At 69.9% G+C, this 17954-nt stretch carries 16 protein-coding genes; 10 read left to right on the top strand and 6 right to left on the bottom strand.

Annotation, left to right across the window (positions count from 1 at the left end):
• Positions 1–28: 28 nt before the first annotated feature.
• Positions 29–1210: a methyltransferase domain-containing protein gene (locus ACGFY9_RS31470; RefSeq protein WP_393759773.1), complete on the bottom strand. Its 1182-nt coding sequence runs from the start codon at positions 1208–1210 to the stop codon at positions 29–31.
• A 101-nt stretch (positions 1211–1311) separates the two neighbouring features.
• Between ACGFY9_RS31470 and ACGFY9_RS31465 the strand changes: the two genes are divergently transcribed.
• From ACGFY9_RS31465 to groL, 4 genes are all read left to right on the top strand, one after another.
• Complete coding sequence (locus ACGFY9_RS31465) at positions 1312–2304, top strand: polysaccharide deacetylase family protein (RefSeq protein ID WP_393759771.1); 993 nt, start codon at positions 1312–1314, stop codon at positions 2302–2304.
• The gene (locus ACGFY9_RS31460; RefSeq protein WP_393759769.1) at positions 2301–3017 is read left to right on the top strand and encodes a hypothetical protein; all 717 of its coding nucleotides are present in this window, start codon (positions 2301–2303) and stop codon (positions 3015–3017) included. The genes ACGFY9_RS31465 and ACGFY9_RS31460 overlap by 4 nt, the downstream gene beginning before the upstream one ends.
• A 340-nt stretch (positions 3018–3357) precedes the next feature.
• The gene (gene groES, locus ACGFY9_RS31455; protein WP_019055579.1) at positions 3358–3666 is read left to right on the top strand and encodes a co-chaperone GroES; all 309 of its coding nucleotides are present in this window, start codon (positions 3358–3360) and stop codon (positions 3664–3666) included.
• Positions 3667–3816: 150 nt separating this feature from the next.
• Positions 3817–5442: a chaperonin GroEL gene (gene groL / locus ACGFY9_RS31450; RefSeq protein WP_393759767.1), complete on the top strand. Its 1626-nt coding sequence runs from the start codon at positions 3817–3819 to the stop codon at positions 5440–5442.
• Positions 5443–5571: 129 nt separating this feature from the next.
• On the opposite strand, the gene ACGFY9_RS31445 is transcribed toward groL, so the two are convergent.
• Complete coding sequence (locus tag ACGFY9_RS31445; protein ID WP_393759765.1) at positions 5572–6345, bottom strand: SDR family NAD(P)-dependent oxidoreductase; 774 nt, start codon at positions 6343–6345, stop codon at positions 5572–5574.
• A gap of 108 nt (positions 6346–6453) precedes the next feature.
• Positions 6454–7122, bottom strand: a complete 669-nt coding sequence (locus ACGFY9_RS31440; RefSeq protein ID WP_393759763.1) for an MOSC domain-containing protein — start codon at positions 7120–7122, stop codon at positions 6454–6456.
• An 80-nt stretch (positions 7123–7202) separates the two neighbouring features.
• On the opposite strand from ACGFY9_RS31440, the gene ACGFY9_RS31435 reads away from it, so the two are divergent.
• Complete coding sequence (locus ACGFY9_RS31435) at positions 7203–8102, top strand: LysR family transcriptional regulator (protein WP_393759761.1); 900 nt, start codon at positions 7203–7205, stop codon at positions 8100–8102.
• A gap of 92 nt (positions 8103–8194) precedes the next feature.
• On the opposite strand, the gene ACGFY9_RS31430 is transcribed toward ACGFY9_RS31435, so the two are convergent.
• Positions 8195–8521: a WhiB family transcriptional regulator gene (locus ACGFY9_RS31430; protein WP_019055584.1), complete on the bottom strand. Its 327-nt coding sequence runs from the start codon at positions 8519–8521 to the stop codon at positions 8195–8197.
• Between the two features lie 381 nt (positions 8522–8902).
• Between ACGFY9_RS31430 and ACGFY9_RS31425 the strand changes: the two genes are divergently transcribed.
• The 4 genes from ACGFY9_RS31425 (at position 8903) to ACGFY9_RS31410 (ending at position 13281) form a co-directional block, all read left to right on the top strand.
• Entirely contained in the window at positions 8903–9514 is a 612-nt protein-coding gene (locus ACGFY9_RS31425) for a response regulator transcription factor (protein WP_003948568.1), read from the top strand.
• 266 nt (positions 9515–9780) lie between these two features.
• On the top strand, positions 9781–10368 hold the full coding sequence (locus ACGFY9_RS31420) for a sigma-70 family RNA polymerase sigma factor (protein WP_328680015.1): 588 nt from the start codon (positions 9781–9783) through the stop codon (positions 10366–10368).
• Positions 10369–10545: 177 nt separating this feature from the next.
• Positions 10546–12051 (top strand): IMP dehydrogenase, encoded by a 1506-nt coding sequence (gene guaB / locus ACGFY9_RS31415; protein ID WP_393759758.1) that lies wholly within the window; start codon positions 10546–10548, stop codon positions 12049–12051.
• A gap of 105 nt (positions 12052–12156) precedes the next feature.
• The gene (locus ACGFY9_RS31410) at positions 12157–13281 is read left to right on the top strand and encodes a GuaB3 family IMP dehydrogenase-related protein (protein ID WP_033280066.1); all 1125 of its coding nucleotides are present in this window, start codon (positions 12157–12159) and stop codon (positions 13279–13281) included.
• A 695-nt stretch (positions 13282–13976) separates the two neighbouring features.
• Here ACGFY9_RS31410 and ACGFY9_RS31405 read toward each other — a convergent pair.
• Both ACGFY9_RS31405 and ACGFY9_RS31400 read right to left on the bottom strand, forming a co-directional pair.
• A complete protein-coding gene (locus ACGFY9_RS31405) occupies positions 13977–14552 on the bottom strand; it encodes a hypothetical protein (protein ID WP_393759756.1) in 576 nt (191 codons plus the stop codon).
• 159 nt (positions 14553–14711) lie between these two features.
• Positions 14712–15920 (bottom strand): nucleotide sugar dehydrogenase, encoded by a 1209-nt coding sequence (locus ACGFY9_RS31400; RefSeq protein WP_393759754.1) that lies wholly within the window; start codon positions 15918–15920, stop codon positions 14712–14714.
• 289 nt (positions 15921–16209) lie between these two features.
• Between ACGFY9_RS31400 and ACGFY9_RS31395 the strand changes: the two genes are divergently transcribed.
• A complete protein-coding gene (locus ACGFY9_RS31395; protein WP_393759752.1) occupies positions 16210–17916 on the top strand; it encodes a glycerol-3-phosphate dehydrogenase/oxidase in 1707 nt (568 codons plus the stop codon).
• Positions 17917–17954: the final 38 nt, after the last annotated feature.

Raw genomic sequence — 17954 nt, 5'->3', positions numbered from 1 at the left:
CTCCCCGGCAGCACGCTCCGCAGCGCCGTCAGACAGGCCGTCCGATCAACATCGCCGGCGCCCCCGCCACCCGAGTAAGAAACACCGTCGCCGAGTTGGGCCCCTGAGGCTTCACCTTCCGCCGCAGTTCCTCCGGCTCGACAGCCGACCCCCGCTTCTTCACGGTGAGGACGCCCACCTCGCGCTCCCGCAGCAACGCCTTCAACTTCTTGACGCCGAAGGGGAGTTGATCGGTGATCTCGTAAGCGGAGGCGTACGCGGTCGGCCGTAGCTCATCCGCCGTCACATACGCGATGGTCTCGTCGACGAGCCCACCACCCACCTCCTCCGCGACCTCGGCGACGAGGTGGGCGCGGATGACCGCGCCGTCGGGTTCGTACAAGTACCGCCCCACGGAACGCACTTCAGGGTCGGGCAACCCGCGCCCGTGCAGAACTCGCGGTCCAGGCAGCAGAGTTGCCCGTACCGCCCCCGGCCGCACTCCCGTCCCGAACCACAGCACCGCCTCCTTCACGTCACCCCCGTCCGAGACCCACTCCGCCTCGGCCTCCGCCGGGATCGCCTCGTGCGGTACCCCGGGTGCGATCTTCAGCGCGGCGAGCGGGGCCGTCGTAGCGGCGCCGATGGCCCAGGACAACGGCGGGGAGTAGGCCTCGGGGTCGAAGATGCGGCCGCGTCCGCCGCGCCGCGCGGGGTCGACGAACACGGCGTCGTACGCGGACGTGTCGACGTCCGTCACGTCCGCTTCCCGTACCTCGATCAGCTCGGCCAGGCCCAGTGCCTCCGCGTTGGCCCGCGCCACGGCCACGGTCAGCGGGTCGCGGTCCACGGCCAGGACCCGTACCCCCGCCCGTGCCAGCGCGATCGCGTCGCCGCCGATGCCGCAGCAGAGATCGGCGACGGAGGTCACGCCCAGGTCCAGGAGGCGGGCGGCGCGGTACGTGGCGACGCTTGCCCGGGTGGACTGTTCGAAGCCGTTCGGGGTGAAGAACATCCGGTCGGCGTCCTCGGGCGTGAACTTCGCCGCTGCCGCGCGTTGGCGCAGCCGGGCCTGGCCGAGGGCCGCCGAGACGAGGTCGGCGGGGTGGTCGCGGCGCAGGCGGGTGGCGACGGCGAGTTCCTTGGCCGGGTCGGTGCCGCGGACCTCGTCGAGGAGGGCGCGGCCCTCGGGGGTGAGCAGGGCGGCGAAGGCGCGTACGGGGTCGTTCACCGGGTCATTGTGGGCCAGTCGGTGGACGGTGTGCCTCCGGTGGCGGTGTGTTGGCGGTGTCGGCGCGGGATCGGGGCCGGGGGCTGAAAAGATCCGACCCCATGCGAGTAGTCGTACAAAATGACATCAATCGGGCGTGTGGGGACCGAGAAGATCAGGGAACCCGGAGTGGTCGGGGAACCCGGGGCGATCGGGGTCGGAAGGCGGGAGTCGCCCGTGGCGCGCTCGCCGCCCTCGCGCTCGCCGCTCTTGTCTCCGGTTGCGGCCAGCCCGGCTCGGGTGGGGCCGTCCACCCGGCGCAGGGCGCGCAGCCGCTGCACGCGCCCCCGGCCCGCGCGCTGGACTCCTACGCGAGCAAGTTGCGTGCCGCGTACGCCGCGCGGGTTGCCGCGGCCAAGCGCTGGGGGCTGGCGAAGGTGCCGCTCCAGGCGCCGCCGGCACCCGCGCATAAGCCGGAGATCACCGCGCGCAAGGGCTTCGAGGTGGACGACCAGGAGGAGTTGAACCTCCCGCCGGTCTTCACCACCATCCCCACGAAGCAGAAGATCGTCTTCCTCACCATCGACGACGGCGAGAACAAGGACCCCGCGTTCCTGCGGATGATGAGCGACCTGAAGATCCCGTACACGGCCTTCCTCAGCAACTACCTGGTGAAGGACGACTACGGCTACTTCCGGAAGATGCAGGCCCAGGGCCACACGGTCAACAACCACACCCTCACGCACCCGTACCTGCCGGGCCTGTCCTACGCCGAGCAGAAGCGCGAGATCTGCGGCATGCAGGACATCATGAAGAAGCAGTTCGGCAAGGCCCCGACCGTGTTCCGGCCGCCGTACGGGAACTACAACCACGACACCCTCGTCGCCGCGAAGTCCTGTGGCATCAAGTACGCCCCGATCTGGGACGAGGAGGTGTTCGTCGACCACTGGGAGTACCGCGAGGACGACCGGTCCCTGCACCCCGGCGACATCGTCCTGACGCACTTCCGGGGCCGTGAGGACTGGAACGGCACGATGGTCGACGACATGCGCCGCTTCCTGGGCAAGGTCACGGCCGAGGGGTACGCGGTGGCCCGCCTGGAGGACTACCTGTGAGGCGGGCGGGCCGTCTGCGGGTACCGGTGGCCGTCGCGTCGGCGGCCGCTCTGCTGTTCCTCACCGGTTGCGCCCAGTCCGTCGACCCCATCGAACGGCTCGGCAAGAAGGCCGCCCAACGCGTCCACCCGCACGGCCCGTCCCACGAACAGCCGTACCGCCACTGGGGTCTGACGGCCCCACTGGCCCCCGCCCCGAAACCGTCCCCCCACCCCGCCGCGCGCTCGGCGGGCCCGGGCCTCCCACCGGTCGTGGACCACGTCCGCACCCGTGACCGGGTCGTCTTCCTGACCTACGACCATGACGCGAGCGCCCGCCGGGACCCGAGGTTCACCGACCTGATCCGCGAACTGCGCCTCCCGGTCACGGAGTTCCGCACACCCCCGAAGCCCGCCCGCTTCACCGGCCTGCCCTACGCCACCCAGCGCGCCCAGATCTGCGGCCACCGCCCCCGCCCCCGCTCCCGCCTGCTCCGGCCCCCCGAGGGCACGTACGACACGACGACCCGCCGTGCCGCGGCCGACTGCGGCATCTCCGCCCTGGTCCTCTGGCGGGCCTCCACCACGACCGGCACCCTGACCTACGCCCGCGGCGACCACCGGCTCACCCCCGGAGACATCGTCCAGGTCGGCCCGGCCGACAGCACGGCCCGCCTGCTGCGCGGAATCCAGGAGTCGGGGCTGACGGTGGGGAGCTTGGAGGACTACCTCTGAGTGCCACTTGAGCGCCGGTCGGCAAAATCAGCCCGTCCGGCGTTTGAGGACGAGGCCGTTCAGGCCGAAGCGGGGTCTGGGGGCGCAGCCCCCAGGGACAGCGGCGGCAAGCACAGGCCCGCCAGGCAGCTCAGGGCGACGGCAAAATTCCGGTGCGGCGCCGCGGGCATTGGCACTCCGCTTGACCGAGTGCTAATCGCAGTCATAGTCTCAGACCTGGCACTCCCCCCTGGAGAGTGCCAATAGCGACGGGCAGGTCCGGCACCCGCGACGACGGATCGACCTGGTCGCCACCTCAGACAGTTAACCCCGTGAGATCTCCGAAGGGGGAGGTCGGATCGTGACGACCGCCAGCTCCAAGGTTGCCATCAAGCCGCTCGAGGACCGCATTGTGGTCCAGGCGCTCGAAGCCGAGCAGACCACGGCTTCTGGCCTGGTCATTCCGGACACCGCGAAGGAGAAGCCCCAGGAGGGCGTCGTCCTCGCCGTGGGCCCGGGTCGCTTCGAGAACGGCGAGCGCCTGCCGCTCGACGTCCAGACCGGCGACATCGTGCTGTACAGCAAGTACGGCGGCACCGAAGTGAAGTACCAGGGCGAGGAGTACCTCGTCCTCTCGGCCCGCGACGTGCTCGCGGTCATCGAGAAGTAGTTCACCCGGTACCACCCGGATGTACTGAGCTTCACCGATACACCCAGTTTTGCAGTGAGCTGCGCCCCTGGCCCCCGCGACCTTATGAAGCCGGGCGTCAGGGGCGTAGTTCGTTTCACCCACGTTTTCCGAGAGGGCTGAACCGCTCCCATGGCGAAGATCCTGAAGTTCGACGAGGACGCCCGTCGCGCCCTTGAGCGCGGCGTCAACAAGCTTGCCGACACGGTGAAGGTGACGATCGGCCCCAAGGGCCGCAACGTCGTCATCGACAAGAAGTTCGGCGCCCCCACCATCACCAACGACGGTGTCACCATCGCCCGCGAGGTCGAGCTGGAGGACCCGTACGAGAACCTCGGTGCCCAGCTGGTGAAGGAGGTGGCGACCAAGACCAACGACATCGCGGGTGACGGCACCACCACCGCCACCGTGCTCGCCCAGGCGCTCGTGCGCGAGGGCCTGCGCAACGTCGCCGCGGGTGCCTCCCCGGCCGCCCTGAAGAAGGGCATCGACGCCGCCGTCAAGGCCGTCTCCGACGAGCTGCTCGCCACCGCGCGGCCCATCGACGACAAGGCCGACATCGCCGCCGTCGCCGGTCTGTCCGCGCAGGACAGCCAGGTCGGCGAGCTCATCGCCGAGGCGATGGACAAGGTCGGCAAGGACGGTGTCATCACCGTCGAGGAGTCCAACACCTTCGGTCTGGAGCTGGACTTCACCGAGGGCATGGCCTTCGACAAGGGCTACCTGTCGCCGTACTTCGTGACGGACCAGGAGCGCATGGAAGCGGTCCTCGAAGACCCGTACATCCTCATCCACCAGGGCAAGATCAGCTCCATCCAGGACCTGCTGCCGCTGCTGGAGAAGGTCATCCAGGCCAACGCCTCCAAGCCGCTGCTGATCATCGCCGAGGACGTCGAGGGCGAGGCCCTGTCGACCCTGGTCGTGAACAAGATCCGCGGCACGTTCAACGCGGTCGCGGTCAAGGCCCCCGGCTTCGGCGACCGCCGCAAGGCGATGCTCGGCGACCTCGCCACCCTCACCGGCGGTCAGGTCATCGCCGAGGAGGTCGGCCTCAAGCTCGACCAGGTCGGCCTGGACGTGCTGGGCTCCGCCCGCCGCGTGACGGTCACCAAGGACGACACGACCGTCGTCGACGGTGGCGGTGACGCCTCCGAGGTCGCGGGCCGCGTCAACCAGATCAAGGCCGAGATCGAGAACACCGACTCCGACTGGGACCGCGAGAAGCTCCAGGAGCGCCTCGCGAAGCTGGCCGGCGGCGTGTGCGTGATCAAGGTTGGCGCCGCCACCGAGGTGGAGCTGAAGGAGAAGAAGCACCGTCTGGAGGACGCCATCTCCGCGACCCGCGCCGCGGTCGAGGAGGGCATCGTCTCCGGTGGTGGCTCCGCTCTGGTGCACGCCGCCAAGGTCCTGGAGGGCAACCTCGACAAGACCGGCGACGAGGCCACCGGTGTCGCGGTCGTGCGCCGCGCGGTCGTCGAGCCGCTGCGCTGGATCGCCGAGAACGCCGGCCTGGAGGGCTACGTCATCACCTCCAAGGTCGCCGAGCTCGAAAAGGGCCAGGGCTTCAACGCCGCGACCGGCGAGTACGGCGACCTGGTCAAGGCCGGCGTCATCGACCCGGTCAAGGTCACCCGCTCCGCCCTGGAGAACGCCGCCTCCATCGCCTCCCTCCTCCTCACGACCGAGACCCTGGTCGTCGAGAAGAAGGAAGAAGAGGAGCCGGCCGCCGGTGGTCACAGCCACGGCCATTCCCACTGACGCGAGTCGGTGAACCCGTAGGACGTGTACGTCGAAGGCCCGGCGCCCCTCAGGGGGAGCCGGGCCTTCGCGTTGCCGTCTCTTCCGTCACCTTCGTCGTCGAGGCCGCCGTCACCGTGGCGGCTGCCGTCACCGCGGCCCGTACTTCCGCCCGGTCTTCGAGGTGATCCCGCCCAGCACCGCCTGCGGAGTGATCTTCACCAGCCCCATCAGCGCCTTGTAGCGCGGGTCCGGGATCGACAGCGACTTGCCGCGCGCCAGATCCGCGAGCGCCGCCGCGACCAGCTTGTCCGCGTCCAGCCACATCCAGTTCGGGATGTTGTCCGTGCCCATCCCGGCCCGCTCGTGGAACTCGGTCCGCACGAACCCGGGCGCCAGCGCCATCAGCCGTACGCCACTGCCGGCCAGGTCCTTGGCCGCGCCCTGCGTGAACTGCACGACCCACGCCTTCGACGCGCCGTACGTCCCGCGCGGTACGAAGGCGGCGACCGACGCCACGTTGACGACCCCGCCGCGCCCGCGCTCCCGCATCGCCTCGGTCGCCGCGCTGGTCAGCCGCAGCACCGCCTCGCAGTGCACCTTGAGCATCTTCAGCTCGTCGGCCATGGACACGTCGAGGTAGCGGCCCTTGTTGCCGAAGCCCGCGTTGTTGACCAGCAGGTCGACGGGGTTCTTGCGGTCGGCGAGGCGGGCGGCCACCGTGTCGATGCCCTTGTCCGTGGCCAGGTCGGCGGTCAGCACCTCCGCCTCGATGCCGTGCCGGTCGTGCAGTTCGGTCGCCTGCTCCCCGAGCCGCGCGGTGTTCCGCGCCACCAGCACGAGGTTGTGTCCGTCCGCCGCGAGCCGCCGCGCGAACGCGGCACCGATCCCCGCGGTCGATCCCGTAATCAATGCCGTTGTCATGGCGCAAGATTAGTGACCCGGAGCAAGCCGGTCCGATCTCTGCACAGGCCCTCCCGATCCGTGACGAACACGTGTCGAACAACGTGCCGAACAGGCCGTGACGGCAGGTCAGCCGGGGTACTCCGCGACATATTTCCGGGCCTGCGCCAGCGACTCCGGATGCAGCGCCTCGCCCGCCGGGAGCAACTGCGGCAACAGCTCCCGCTCGGTCGTCACGGCACGGAACTGCAGGGCCACCGTCACGTCGTGATCGGGCCGGTGCACGATCTCGATCGCATCCCCCGCCCGGATCTCACCGGGCTCGATCACCCGCAGATAGGCCCCCGGCGCACCCTTCACGGTGAACCGTTTCACCCACCCGCGCTCGCCCAGATGGTCCTGGAAGGTACGGCACGGTATCCGCCCGCAGGTGACCTCCAGGACCACCTCGGGACCGATCCGCCAGCGCTCGCCGATCCGCGCGCCGGACACGTCGAGCCCCAGGGTCGTCAGGTTCTCCCCGAAGGAACCGCTGGTCAGCGGGCGCCCCAACTCCCGCTCCCAGTCGTCGAGATCCTCGCGCGCGACTGCGTACACCGCCTGGTCGTCGCCCCCGTGGTGCCGCCGGTGACACACCGCGTCCCCGGCCAGCCCGCTCCCGGCGACGCCCTTCGGGCCGGGTGCGCTCACCCGTACCGGCGCGTCGCTCGGCCGCTTGTCGATGCCGGTCACCCCGTCGGGCTGGTCCGTGTACGGCACGGCCGTGGCCCGGCCCAGATTCAGCGAGAGAAGCTTCATGACGGCACGGTAGACGAGAGCGCCCCAAAGGTGCGGCGCATTATTCGTCGCCGTACCCAAGAGGCCCTTATGCTCGGCGCATGATCGAGGCCCGTCATCTCCGTGTGCTGCGCGCCGTCGCCGCCACCGGCTCCTTCTCGGCGGCCGGGCGTGAACTGGGCTGCACCCAGCCCGCCGTGAGCCAGCAGATGAAGGCCCTGGAGACCTCGGTCGGCACCCCGCTGCTGATCCGCACCAGCCGCGAGATGCGGCTGACCCAGGCGGGCGAGGCCCTGGTCCGGCACGGCGCCGGCATCCTCGCCGGCCTGACGGCTGCCGAGGAGGAGGTCGCCGCGATCGCGGGCCTGCGCGCCGGCCGGGTCCGCCTGGTCTCCTTCCCCAGCGGCAGCTCGACGCTCGTCCCCACCGCACTGGCCGCCCTGCGCGCCGCGCACCCCGGCACCCGTGTCTCCCTGGAGGAGGCCGAGCCGCCGAACTCCGTCGAGCTCCTCCGGGAGGGCGACTGCGACATCGCGCTCGCCTTCCGCTACGAGGCGGCGGCGGGCGCGGAGGACTGGTCCGACCTGGTGGTACGACCGTTGCTCCGTGACCGCCTGGTCGCCCTGGTCCCGGAAAAACACCGGCACGCGCGCGCGGGGTCGGTCGCCATCGGCGAACTCGCCGACGACCCCTGGATCGCCGGCTGCCCGCGCTGCCGGGGCCAGTTGGTCGAGGTCTGCGAGAGGGCCGGCTTCACCCCGCGCATCGACTTCGCGACCGACGACTATCCGGCAGTCGTCGGCCTGGTGAGCGCGGGGCTGGGCGTCGCCGTCCTGCCCCAACTCGCCATCGAGTCCGTACGGCCCCGGGGTGCGCGGACGGTGACGCTGGAACCGGCGGTGCGGCGGGAGATCGTCGCGCTGACGCTGCCCGACCTGGCGCGGGTACCGGCGGTGGCGGCGACCCTGGACCAGCTGGCGCGGGCGGCCCGGGAAAAATAGGCCCGCGAAAAATAGGGGGGCACGCGTGCGCGTACCCCTGGTGGAGAGCTGAGCGTGCCCCCTGGTGGAGGGCTAGTTGGAGAAACGTTCCTTCAGTTGTTCGAAGCCATGTCCCCGGCGGCCGAAGCCGACACCAGCCGGTTGCGGGCACGCCCCATGAGCTCTTCGCGCTCGTCCTCGGTCAGGCCGCCCCAGACGCCGTACGGCTCGCGCACCGCCAGCGCGTGCGCCGCGCACTGTGCGCGGACCGGGCACCTCATGCAGACCTCTTTGGCCGAGTTCTCACGAGCGCTTCGTGCCGCACCGCGCTCGCCCTCGGGATGAAAGAAGAGCGAGCTGTCGACCCCTCGGCAGGCAGCCAGGAGCTGCCAGTCCCACAGGTCCGCGTTCGGTCCGGGAAGGCGGGAGAAATCTGCCATTGCGTGACCCCTTGTAGCCGTTATGGGCGGATACGGTGTCCACGACCGTACAACTACGATCTAAGGAGATGAAAATATGACTCATTGCGAATCTAGCCTCAGACACCAGCAAAAGGGAAGAAATAGGGCTGAATGGGGCACCGGTTGTGATGAAAGCTTGTGGGTCGGCCGCGCACGCCTCCACCGTGTCCGCACCCTCACGTAGAGTGCCGAAGATGGCACACGGCCCCGTAACTCTTTCGAGTGACCGTCGTTGAGAGTGCGAGGCGGTTGAAAACATCAAGCGCTCGGGCAGGCGTCCGAGACGGTCGACCGCACAGGTGACGATTTCGTACCAGCCTGGAGGCTCAAGGTGACGCGCATCAGTTGCGGAGGGCGGCCATGACATCCGTCCTCGTCTGTGACGACTCCCCGCTTGCCCGAGAGGCGCTCCGCCGCGCGGTCGCGACCGTGCCCGGTGTCGAGCGCGTGACGACGGCGGCCAACGGCGAGGAAGTCCTCCGCCGCTGGGGTGCCGACCGCTCGGACCTCATCCTGATGGACGTACGCATGCCCGGACTCGGCGGTGTCGAGACCGTGCGGCGGCTGCTGTCCGCCGACCCGGGCGCACGCATCATCATGCTCACCGTCGCCGAAGACCTGGACGGCGTGGCCCTCGCGGTCGCGGCCGGCGCCCGCGGCTATCTGCACAAGGACGCCTCGCGCGCCGAACTGCGGGCCACGGTCACCCAGGCCCTCGCCGACCCGACCTGGCGACTGGCCCCGCGCCGGCTGCGGTCCGCCGAGATGGGCGCCGCACCGACGCTCACCGCGCGCGAGATCCAGGTCCTCGAAGGGATGAGCCACGGCCGCTCCAACGCGGAGATCGGCCGTGAGCTGTTCCTCTCCGAGGACACCGTCAAAACACACGCACGGCGCCTCTTCAAGAAACTCGGCGCCTCCGACCGGGCACACGCCGTGGCGCTCGGTTTCCGGTGGGGCCTGGTCCGTTAGGACCAGGTCAGTGGGTTGCAGCGGGGGTACGACAATCCCCGCCTACCTCATGGTGGGCGGGGGCGGCAAAAGGGCCCGCCGGGTGCCCGCTGCTCGTTTCGCCGCGGATGCCGCATCCTTGAGGTGTGGAGTTCCTCGGGGACGAGTCGGTCGAGCGGGAGGGGAGGGCGCAGGAGATGACTTCCGGCGCACCTGCTCATAACGCTTCGGTGCACAACAACGGACGCGGTGCCACGGACCCTTCGGCCGCAAGGCACCATGGACCGATGCGTGACGACGAGGCGGCCAGAGCCCCAGGGGCGATTGGTGGACTCGTCCTTCGCGCGGTCGACGGAGACGAGCAGGCGACCCACGATCTGCTCGCCCACGTCCACCCACTGGCCCTGCGCTACTGCCGCACCCGGCTGTCCCGACTCCCGGGCGACGCACGGCACTTCGTGGAGGACCTCGCCCAGGAGGTCTGCGTCGCCGTCCTCCTCGCACTGCCCCGCTACAAGGACACCGGCCGCCCCTTCGAGGCCTTCGTCTTCGCCATCGCCGCCCACAAGGTCGCCGACCTCCAGCGCGCCGCGATGCGCCACCCCGGTTCCACGGCCGTCCCCTCCGACGAGATGCCGGAGCGCCCGGACGACTCGCTGGGCCCCGAGGAGCGCGCCCTGCTCAGCAGCGACGCCGAATGGGCCAAGAAACTCCTGGCCAACCTCCCGGAGAACCAGCGCGAACTGCTCCTGCTGCGCATCGCCGTCGGCCTCACCGCCGAGGAGACCGGCCAGATGTTGGGAATGTCACCCGGCGCGGTCCGGGTCGCCCAGCACCGGGCACTGAGCCGACTGCGGGCACTGGCCGAGCAGTAGGGCCTTCCGTAGCAGCGCCTTCGCTCGCGGTGCCTTCCTTGAACAGCCGGCCGACCGATCACGTACGAACATACGAAGCCCGGAGTCGGTCACAGCCGTGGAATCGTGGAATTCGGGGCCCCTGCTTCCCGTTAGCATGGACATCCGCACCGATCAAGGCCATTTGGGGAAGGTGTCATGACTGCCAACGTCGACGGAGTGCCCGCCAAATTCGCGACACTAGGGCTGACCTACGACGACGTGCTGCTGCTGCCGGGCGCGTCGGACGTGCTCCCGAACGCGGTCGACACCTCGTCCCGCATCTCGCGCAACGTCCGCGTCAACATCCCGCTGCTCTCCGCGGCGATGGACAAGGTGACCGAGTCCCGGATGGCGATCGCGATGGCCCGCCAGGGCGGTGTCGGTGTCCTGCACCGCAACCTCTCGGTCGAGGACCAGGTCAACCAGGTCGACCTCGTGAAGCGTTCCGAGTCCGGCATGGTCACCGACCCGATCACGGTGCACCCGGACGCCACGCTCGGCGAGGCCGACGCGCTGTGCGCCAAGTTCCGCATCAGCGGCGTCCCGGTGACCGACGGCAACGGCAAGCTGCTGGGCATCGTCACCAACCGCGACATGGCCTTCGAGACCGACCGCTCCCGTCAGGTGCGCGAGGTCATGACCCCGATGCCCCTGGTCACCGGCAAGGTCGGCATCTCCGGCGCGGACGCCATGCAGCTGCTGCGCCGCCACAAGATCGAGAAGCTGCCCCTCGTCGACGAGGCCGGCATCCTCAAGGGCCTCATCACGGTCAAGGACTTCGTCAAGGCCGAGCAGTACCCGAACGCCGCCAAGGACGCCGAGGGCCGCCTCATCGTCGGCGCCGCGGTGGGCGCCAGCCCCGAGGCGCTTGAGCGCGCCCAGGCCCTCGCCGAGGCCGGCGTGGACTTCCTGGTCGTCGACACCTCGCACGGCCACAACAGCAACGCCCTCAACTGGATGGCGAAGATCAAGTCCAGCGTCGGCGTCGACGTGATCGGCGGCAACGTAGCCACCCGAGACGGCGCCCAGGCCCTGATCGACGCCGGTGTCGACGGCATCAAGGTCGGTGTCGGTCCCGGGTCGATCTGTACGACCCGTGTCGTCGCCGGCATCGGCGTCCCGCAGGTCACCGCGATCTACGAAGCGTCCCTCGCCGCCCGCGCGGCCGGCGTCCCGCTCATCGGCGACGGCGGCCTGCAGTACTCCGGCGACATCGGCAAGGCGCTCGCCGCCGGTGCCGACACGGTGATGCTGGGCAGCCTCCTCGCGGGCTGCGAGGAGTCGCCGGGCGAGCTGCAGTTCATCAACGGCAAGCAGTTCAAGTCGTACCGCGGCATGGGCTCGCTCGGCGCGATGCAGTCCCGCGGCCAGGGCCGGTCGTACTCGAAGGACCGCTACTTCCAGGCCGAAGTCGCCTCCGACGACAAGCTCGTGCCCGAGGGCATCGAGGGCCAGGTGCCCTACCGCGGCCCGCTGGCCAACGTGCTGCACCAGCTCGTCGGCGGTCTGCGCCAGACCATGGGCTACGTGGGCGCGGCCACCATCGGGGAGATGGAGACCAAGGGCCGCTTCGTCCGGATCACGTCGGCGGGCCTCAAGGAGAGCCACCCGCACGACATCCAGATGACGGTCGAGGCACCGAACTACAGCCGCAGCAAGTAGTCGGCAGGCTTCCTCAAGGGCGGCCCCGGGGACACCGGGGCCGCCCTTGTCGTGCCCGTCGGCGATACTGGAAGACGCTGAGACGCAGAAGGAAAGGCCACACACGTGACTGAGATCGAGATCGGGCGCGGCAAGCGCGGCCGCCGGGCGTACGCCTTCGACGACATCGCCGTCGTCCCCAGCCGCCGTACGCGGGACCCGAAGGAGGTCTCGATCGCCTGGCAGATCGACGCCTACCGCTTCGAGCTGCCCTTCCTGGCCGCCCCCATGGACTCGGTCGTCTCCCCGGCCACCGCGATCCGCATCGGTGAGCTCGGCGGCCTCGGCGTGCTGAACCTCGAAGGCCTCTGGACGCGGTACGAGGACCCGCAGCCGCTCCTCGACGAGATCACCGAGCTGGACGTGGACGCCGCGACCCGCCGTCTCCAGGAGATCTACGCCGCTCCCATCAAGGAGGAGCTGATCGGGCAGCGCATCAAGGAGGTGCGCGACTCGGGCGTGGTCACCGCCGCCGCGCTCTCCCCGCAGCGCACGGCCCAGTTCTCCAAGGCCGTCGTCGACGCGGGCGTGGACATCTTCGTCATCCGCGGTACGACGGTCTCGGCGGAGCACGTGTCCGGTTCGCACGAGCCGCTGAACCTGAAGCAGTTCATCTACGAACTGGACGTCCCGGTGATCGTCGGCGGCTGCGCCACGTACACCGCGGCCCTGCACCTCATGCGCACCGGCGCGGCGGGCGTCCTCGTCGGCTTCGGCGGCGGCGCGGCGCACACCACGCGCAACGTCCTGGGCATCCAGGTCCCGATGGCCACCGCGGTCGCCGACGTCGCCGCCGCCCGCCGCGACTACATGGACGAGTCCGGCGGCCGGTACGTGCACGTCATCGCCGACGGCGGTGTCGGCTGGTCCGGTGACCTCCCCAAGGCGATCGCTTGCGGCGCGGACGCGGTCATGATGGGCTCCCCGCTCGCCCGCGCGACGGACGCGCCGGGCAAGGGCCACCACTGGGGCATGGAAGCGGTCAACGAGGAACTCCCGCGCGGCAAGAAGGTCGACCTCGGCACGGTCGGCACGATCGAGGAGATCCTCACCGGCCCGTCCCACATCCCCGACGGCTCGATGAACATCTTCGGGGCGCTGCGGCGGGCGATGGCGACGACCGGGTACAGCGAGCTGAAGGAGTTCCAGCGGGTCGAGGTCACGGTGGCCGACTCGCAGCACAAGCGGTAGGCGGTAGGCGGTTCTACGACGCGGCAGCCGTACGACGCTTTCAGGGGCCCGGGCCTGGGTGGTCCGGGCCCTTTTGCGTGCCCAAGTGGGGCTGGTGGGGCGCGCGTTGATGTTGGGGGGCGCACGGTTGCGTTCGGGGCGAAAGTTCGCTGGTGGGGCGTGTCGGGGCGGTAACGTCCGTGATCGGCGCCCCAGTTGTGTGGGGTGTCCCCTTCCATGGAAATCGTTCCGGACCCGGGCTCTCGGGGCCCGGCCCGAATTCCAGACGAACCGCCTACCGGGCCAATGGGCGGCCTCGTGGAAGGGGGCGCCCATGGGTCGCCACCGCAAGCCCACCCGCTGGGACCGGATCCGTCTTCGGATGGTGAAGCAACGGAGGAGGTGGATCTTGTGGATGTACGGCGGAAAGTGAGCGGCCACCCCCATAACACGTAGGGGTGGACACTCCGTTCACTTTTCAGGAGCTCACCGCAGGGCCTACTGCGGTGGGCTCCACCTTGTTGGTGGAAGGTGAGTGGCCACCCCCAGCACAAGTAGGGGTGGACACTCCGTTCACTTTTCAAGAGCCAACCGCAGTAGCCCGCTACGGCCGGTTCCACCTGTTTCTTACGGTACCGGCGCCGCGAGTCGCACGCCACCAGCCCCCGACGCACACCCCGCCTCAAGCGCCCCTCTGCACTACCCGCGCGCCGGGGTCAGAGCGCAGCCTTCTTGGCGCCCGAGAACGCGGCGAACGCGGCGATGGCGAAGAAGACGAAGGTGAGCGGGTCGGAGTCGGCCTTCCAGGCGTCCTGGACCACGCCGAAGTGGTCGAAGAACACCTTGCTGAAGTTCACGCCGTACTCGTCCGCGATGAGCATCGCGTCGCCGACCAGCTGGCCGAGGTAGACCGCGCCCAGGGCCAGCACGGCGCTGACCACGGGAAGCGCGGGATTGCGCCCGCCGAGCTTGCCCGCGGCCAGGCCGATCACGAAGCCGACGCCGACCGCCGCCCAGCCGATCTCGTGCTTGGTGGTGCCGATGACGAAGCCGTAGATCCCGGCGGCGACCAGCGCGGCGACGACGGCGGTCAGCAGGCCGAGCGCGATGTTGTTCTTCGGGGGAGCGGGCGGGGCGTACGGCGCGTTCGGGGCCGGAGGCGGCGGTACGGCGCCGGGCTGCTGGGCGTACGGGTTGCCGTCGACCGGCTGCGGCTGCGCGGGCGCCTGCGGCTGGGCCTGCGCCTCGGGCTGCGGCTGTGGCTGCTGTGGTGGCGTGGCTGACTGGCTCATGACAGAGATCCCCCCACGGGATGCGAAGACAGGAAAAGCGAAACGGAGTCGCGTGCGCGCGGATATGCGACAACTGTGCGACGAGTGTGGGGAGATTAGCAGGTCGACGTAACCCTGTGACCAGTCGTTTTCGTGCTCGGAGCCTGTGTGCCTTCGTGCTCAGAGCCGGTGTGCCGCGCCCGTCGGTGTCGCCCCGCGCGTGTCCAGCAGCAACTGGGCCTTCACGGACAGGCCTTGGAGGTCGTACGTCCGGTGCTGCTGGAGCAGGATCGTCAGGTCGGCGTCGGCCGCCGCCTCGTAGAGGGAGTCCGCGCGGGGGACCGGGCGGTCCAGGACGCTCCAGGACGGGATGTGGGGGTCGTGGTAGCTGACGGAGGCGCCGAGTTCCATCAGGCGGATCGCGATCTCCTGGGCGGGGGTGCCCTGTTGGTCGGCGAGGTCGGCCTTGTAGGTGACGCCGAGCAGCAACACCCGTGCTCCGCGCGCGGACTTGCCGTGTTCGTTGAGGAGCGTGGCGGCGCGCTGGATGACGTAGCGGGGCATCTGGTTGTTGACCTGCTGGGCGAGTTCGACCATGCGCAGGGGGCGGGGGCCGTGGCCGGTGAGGTCCTGGGGGACGGCGTGGCCGCCGACGCCGGGGCCGGGGCGGAAGGCCTGGTAGCCGAACGGCTTGGTCTCGGCGCAGCGGATGACGTCCCACAGGTCGACGCCCAAGTCGTGGCACAGGACGGCCATTTCATTGACGAGGGCGATGTTGACGTGCCGGAAGTTGGTCTCCAGTAGCTGCACGGTCTCCGCTTCACGCAGGCCACGCGCGCGTACCACCTTGTCGGTGAGACGGCTGTAGAAGGCGGCGGCCGACTCGGTGCAGGCCGGGGTGAGGCCGCCGATCACCTTCGGGGTGTTGGCCGGGGTGAAGTCGCGGTTGCCGGGGTCGATGCGGCTGGGGGAGTAGGCGAGGTGGAAGTCGCGTCCCGCGCGGAGGCCCGATCCCTCTTCGAGGAGGGGGCGCAGGAAGTTCTCGGTGGTGCCGGGGTGCACCGGTGACTCCAGGATCACCGTGGTGTGCGGGCGCAGGTGGGCGGCGAGCGCGCGGGCGGCCGTCTCCACCTGACTGAGGTCGAGGCCGCCGTCGGCGTCCCGGGGGGTCGGCGCGCAGATCACGGCGGTGCGTACGCGGCCGAGCTCGGCGGGGTTGGTGGCCGGCCGGAAGCCTCCCGAGAGCATCCGGCGCAGTTCGGCGGGGCTGAGGGAGCCGGCCTCAGGACCGGTCTTGAAGCCGACCGTGGCGATACCGGCGGCGACAGCGGCCTGGGCCAGGGGCAGGCCGAGAGGACCGAGTCCGATGACGGCGAGATCTGCGGGCATGGCGTGGGCCGTCCTTCCCAGTAACCGAAGCGGGACAGATAACCGAAGTGGGACAGGTGCGCAAGCCCTGTGGACAGAACGAGCGAGCGCAATGTCAGACTAGGAGTAAATATGACCGTTATGCGGGATTGGATGGCTGTGTTTTTCGGCAGTCCTGTGATTGTTGTCCACAGGCTGGGGGCGAGTGGTGGCTGAAGTCGGGCAACCCGGTCAGAATTTGGGCAGGAGGGATACGAACCGGGCTTCGCCGAACGGGTGCGGCCGGCGCTACCGATAGCGGGAGGCAGCGGTGAGGACAGCGACACTGGGTCCGGCGCAGCGAGCCGAGGCACTGGCGGGAATGGCCGAGCGCGAACTGGATGTGCTCGTGGTGGGCGGAGGTGTGGTCGGCGCGGGCACCGCTCTCGACGCGGTCACGCGCGGCCTGTCCACGGGACTGGTCGAGGCGCGCGACTGGGCGTCCGGCACATCGAGCAGGTCGAGCAAGCTCATCCACGGAGGTCTGCGCTATCTGGAGATGCTCGACTTCGCCCTCGTCCGCGAGGCACTCAAGGAACGCGGACTGCTGCTGGAGCGGCTAGCCCCGCACCTGGTGAAGCCGGTGCCGTTCCTCTACCCGCTCCAGCACAAGGGCTGGGAGCGCCTCTACGCCGGCTCGGGCGTCGCGCTCTACGACGCGATGTCCATGGCCCGAGCCCACGGCCGGGGCCTGCCCACCCACCGCCACCTGAGCCGCCGTCACGCCCTGCGCGTGGCGCCCGCCTTGAAGAAGGACGCCCTGGTCGGCGCCCTGCAGTACTACGACGCGCAGATGGACGACGCCCGCTATGTGGCCACCCTGGTGCGCACGGCCTCGTCGTACGGCGCGAAAGTCGCCAACCGCGCGCGGGTGACCGGTTTCCTGCGCGAGGGCGAGCGCGTGGTCGGCGCCCGGGTGCAGGACGTCGAGGCGGGCGGCGAGTACGAGATCCGTGCCAAGCAGATCGTGAACGCCACGGGCGTGTGGACCGACGACACCCAGGCGATGGTCGGCGAGCGCGGCCAGTTCCACGTCCGGGCCTCCAAGGGCATCCACCTGGTCGTCCCCAAGGACCGCATCAACTCCTCCAGCGGGCTGATCCTGCGCACCGAGAAGTCCGTGCTGTTCGTCATCCCCTGGGGCCGGCACTGGATCGTCGGCACCACCGACACCGACTGGGACCTCGACAAGGCCCACCCGGCCGCGTCCAGCGCCGACATCGACTACCTCCTTGAGCACGTGAACTCGGTGCTCGCGGTGCCGCTGACCAGGGACGACGTCCAGGGTGTGTACGCGGGACTGCGGCCCCTGCTGGCCGGCGAGTCCGACGCCACGAGCAAGTTGTCGCGCGAGCACACCGTCGCGCATCCGGTGCCGGGGCTCGTCGTCGTGGCGGGCGGCAAGTACACGACGTACCGCGTGATGGCCAAGGACGCCGTGGACGAGGCGGTGCACGGCCTCGACATGCGGGTCGCCGAGTGCGTCACCGAGGACGTGCCGCTGCTCGGCGCGGAGGGATACCGGGCGCTGTGGAACGCGCGGGCACGGATCGCCTCCAAGACCGGCATCCACGTGGTGCGCGTGGAGCACCTGCTGAACCGTTTCGGGTCGATGGCGGAGGAGGTCCTCGACCTCATCGAGAAGGACCCCACGCTCGGCGAGCCCCTCCAGTTCGCCGACGACTATCTGCGCGCCGAGGTTGTCTACGCCGCCTCGCACGAGGGCGCACGGCACCTCGACGACGTCCTCACCCGCCGCACCCGCATCTCGATCGAGACCTTCGACCGGGGCACGCGCAGCGCCCGTGAGGCGGCCGAGTTGATGGCACCGGTGCTCGGCTGGGACAAGGACCAGATCGAGCGCGAGGTCGAGCACTACGAGAAGCGGGTGGAGGCCGAGCGGGAGTCGCAACGCCAGCCCGACGACCTGACGGCGGACGCGGCGCGGTTGGGGGCGCCGGACATCGCGCCGCTGTAGGGACCCGGAGTGCGGTCGGATTCGCCCGAAGTTCGCCG

This window comes from Streptomyces sp. NPDC048504 (genome assembly GCF_043200035.1).
GTDB lineage: Bacteria > Actinomycetota > Actinomycetes > Streptomycetales > Streptomycetaceae > Streptomyces.
The sequence above is the reverse complement of the archived record's forward strand: the minus strand, read 5'-3'. Positions and strand labels throughout refer to the sequence as shown.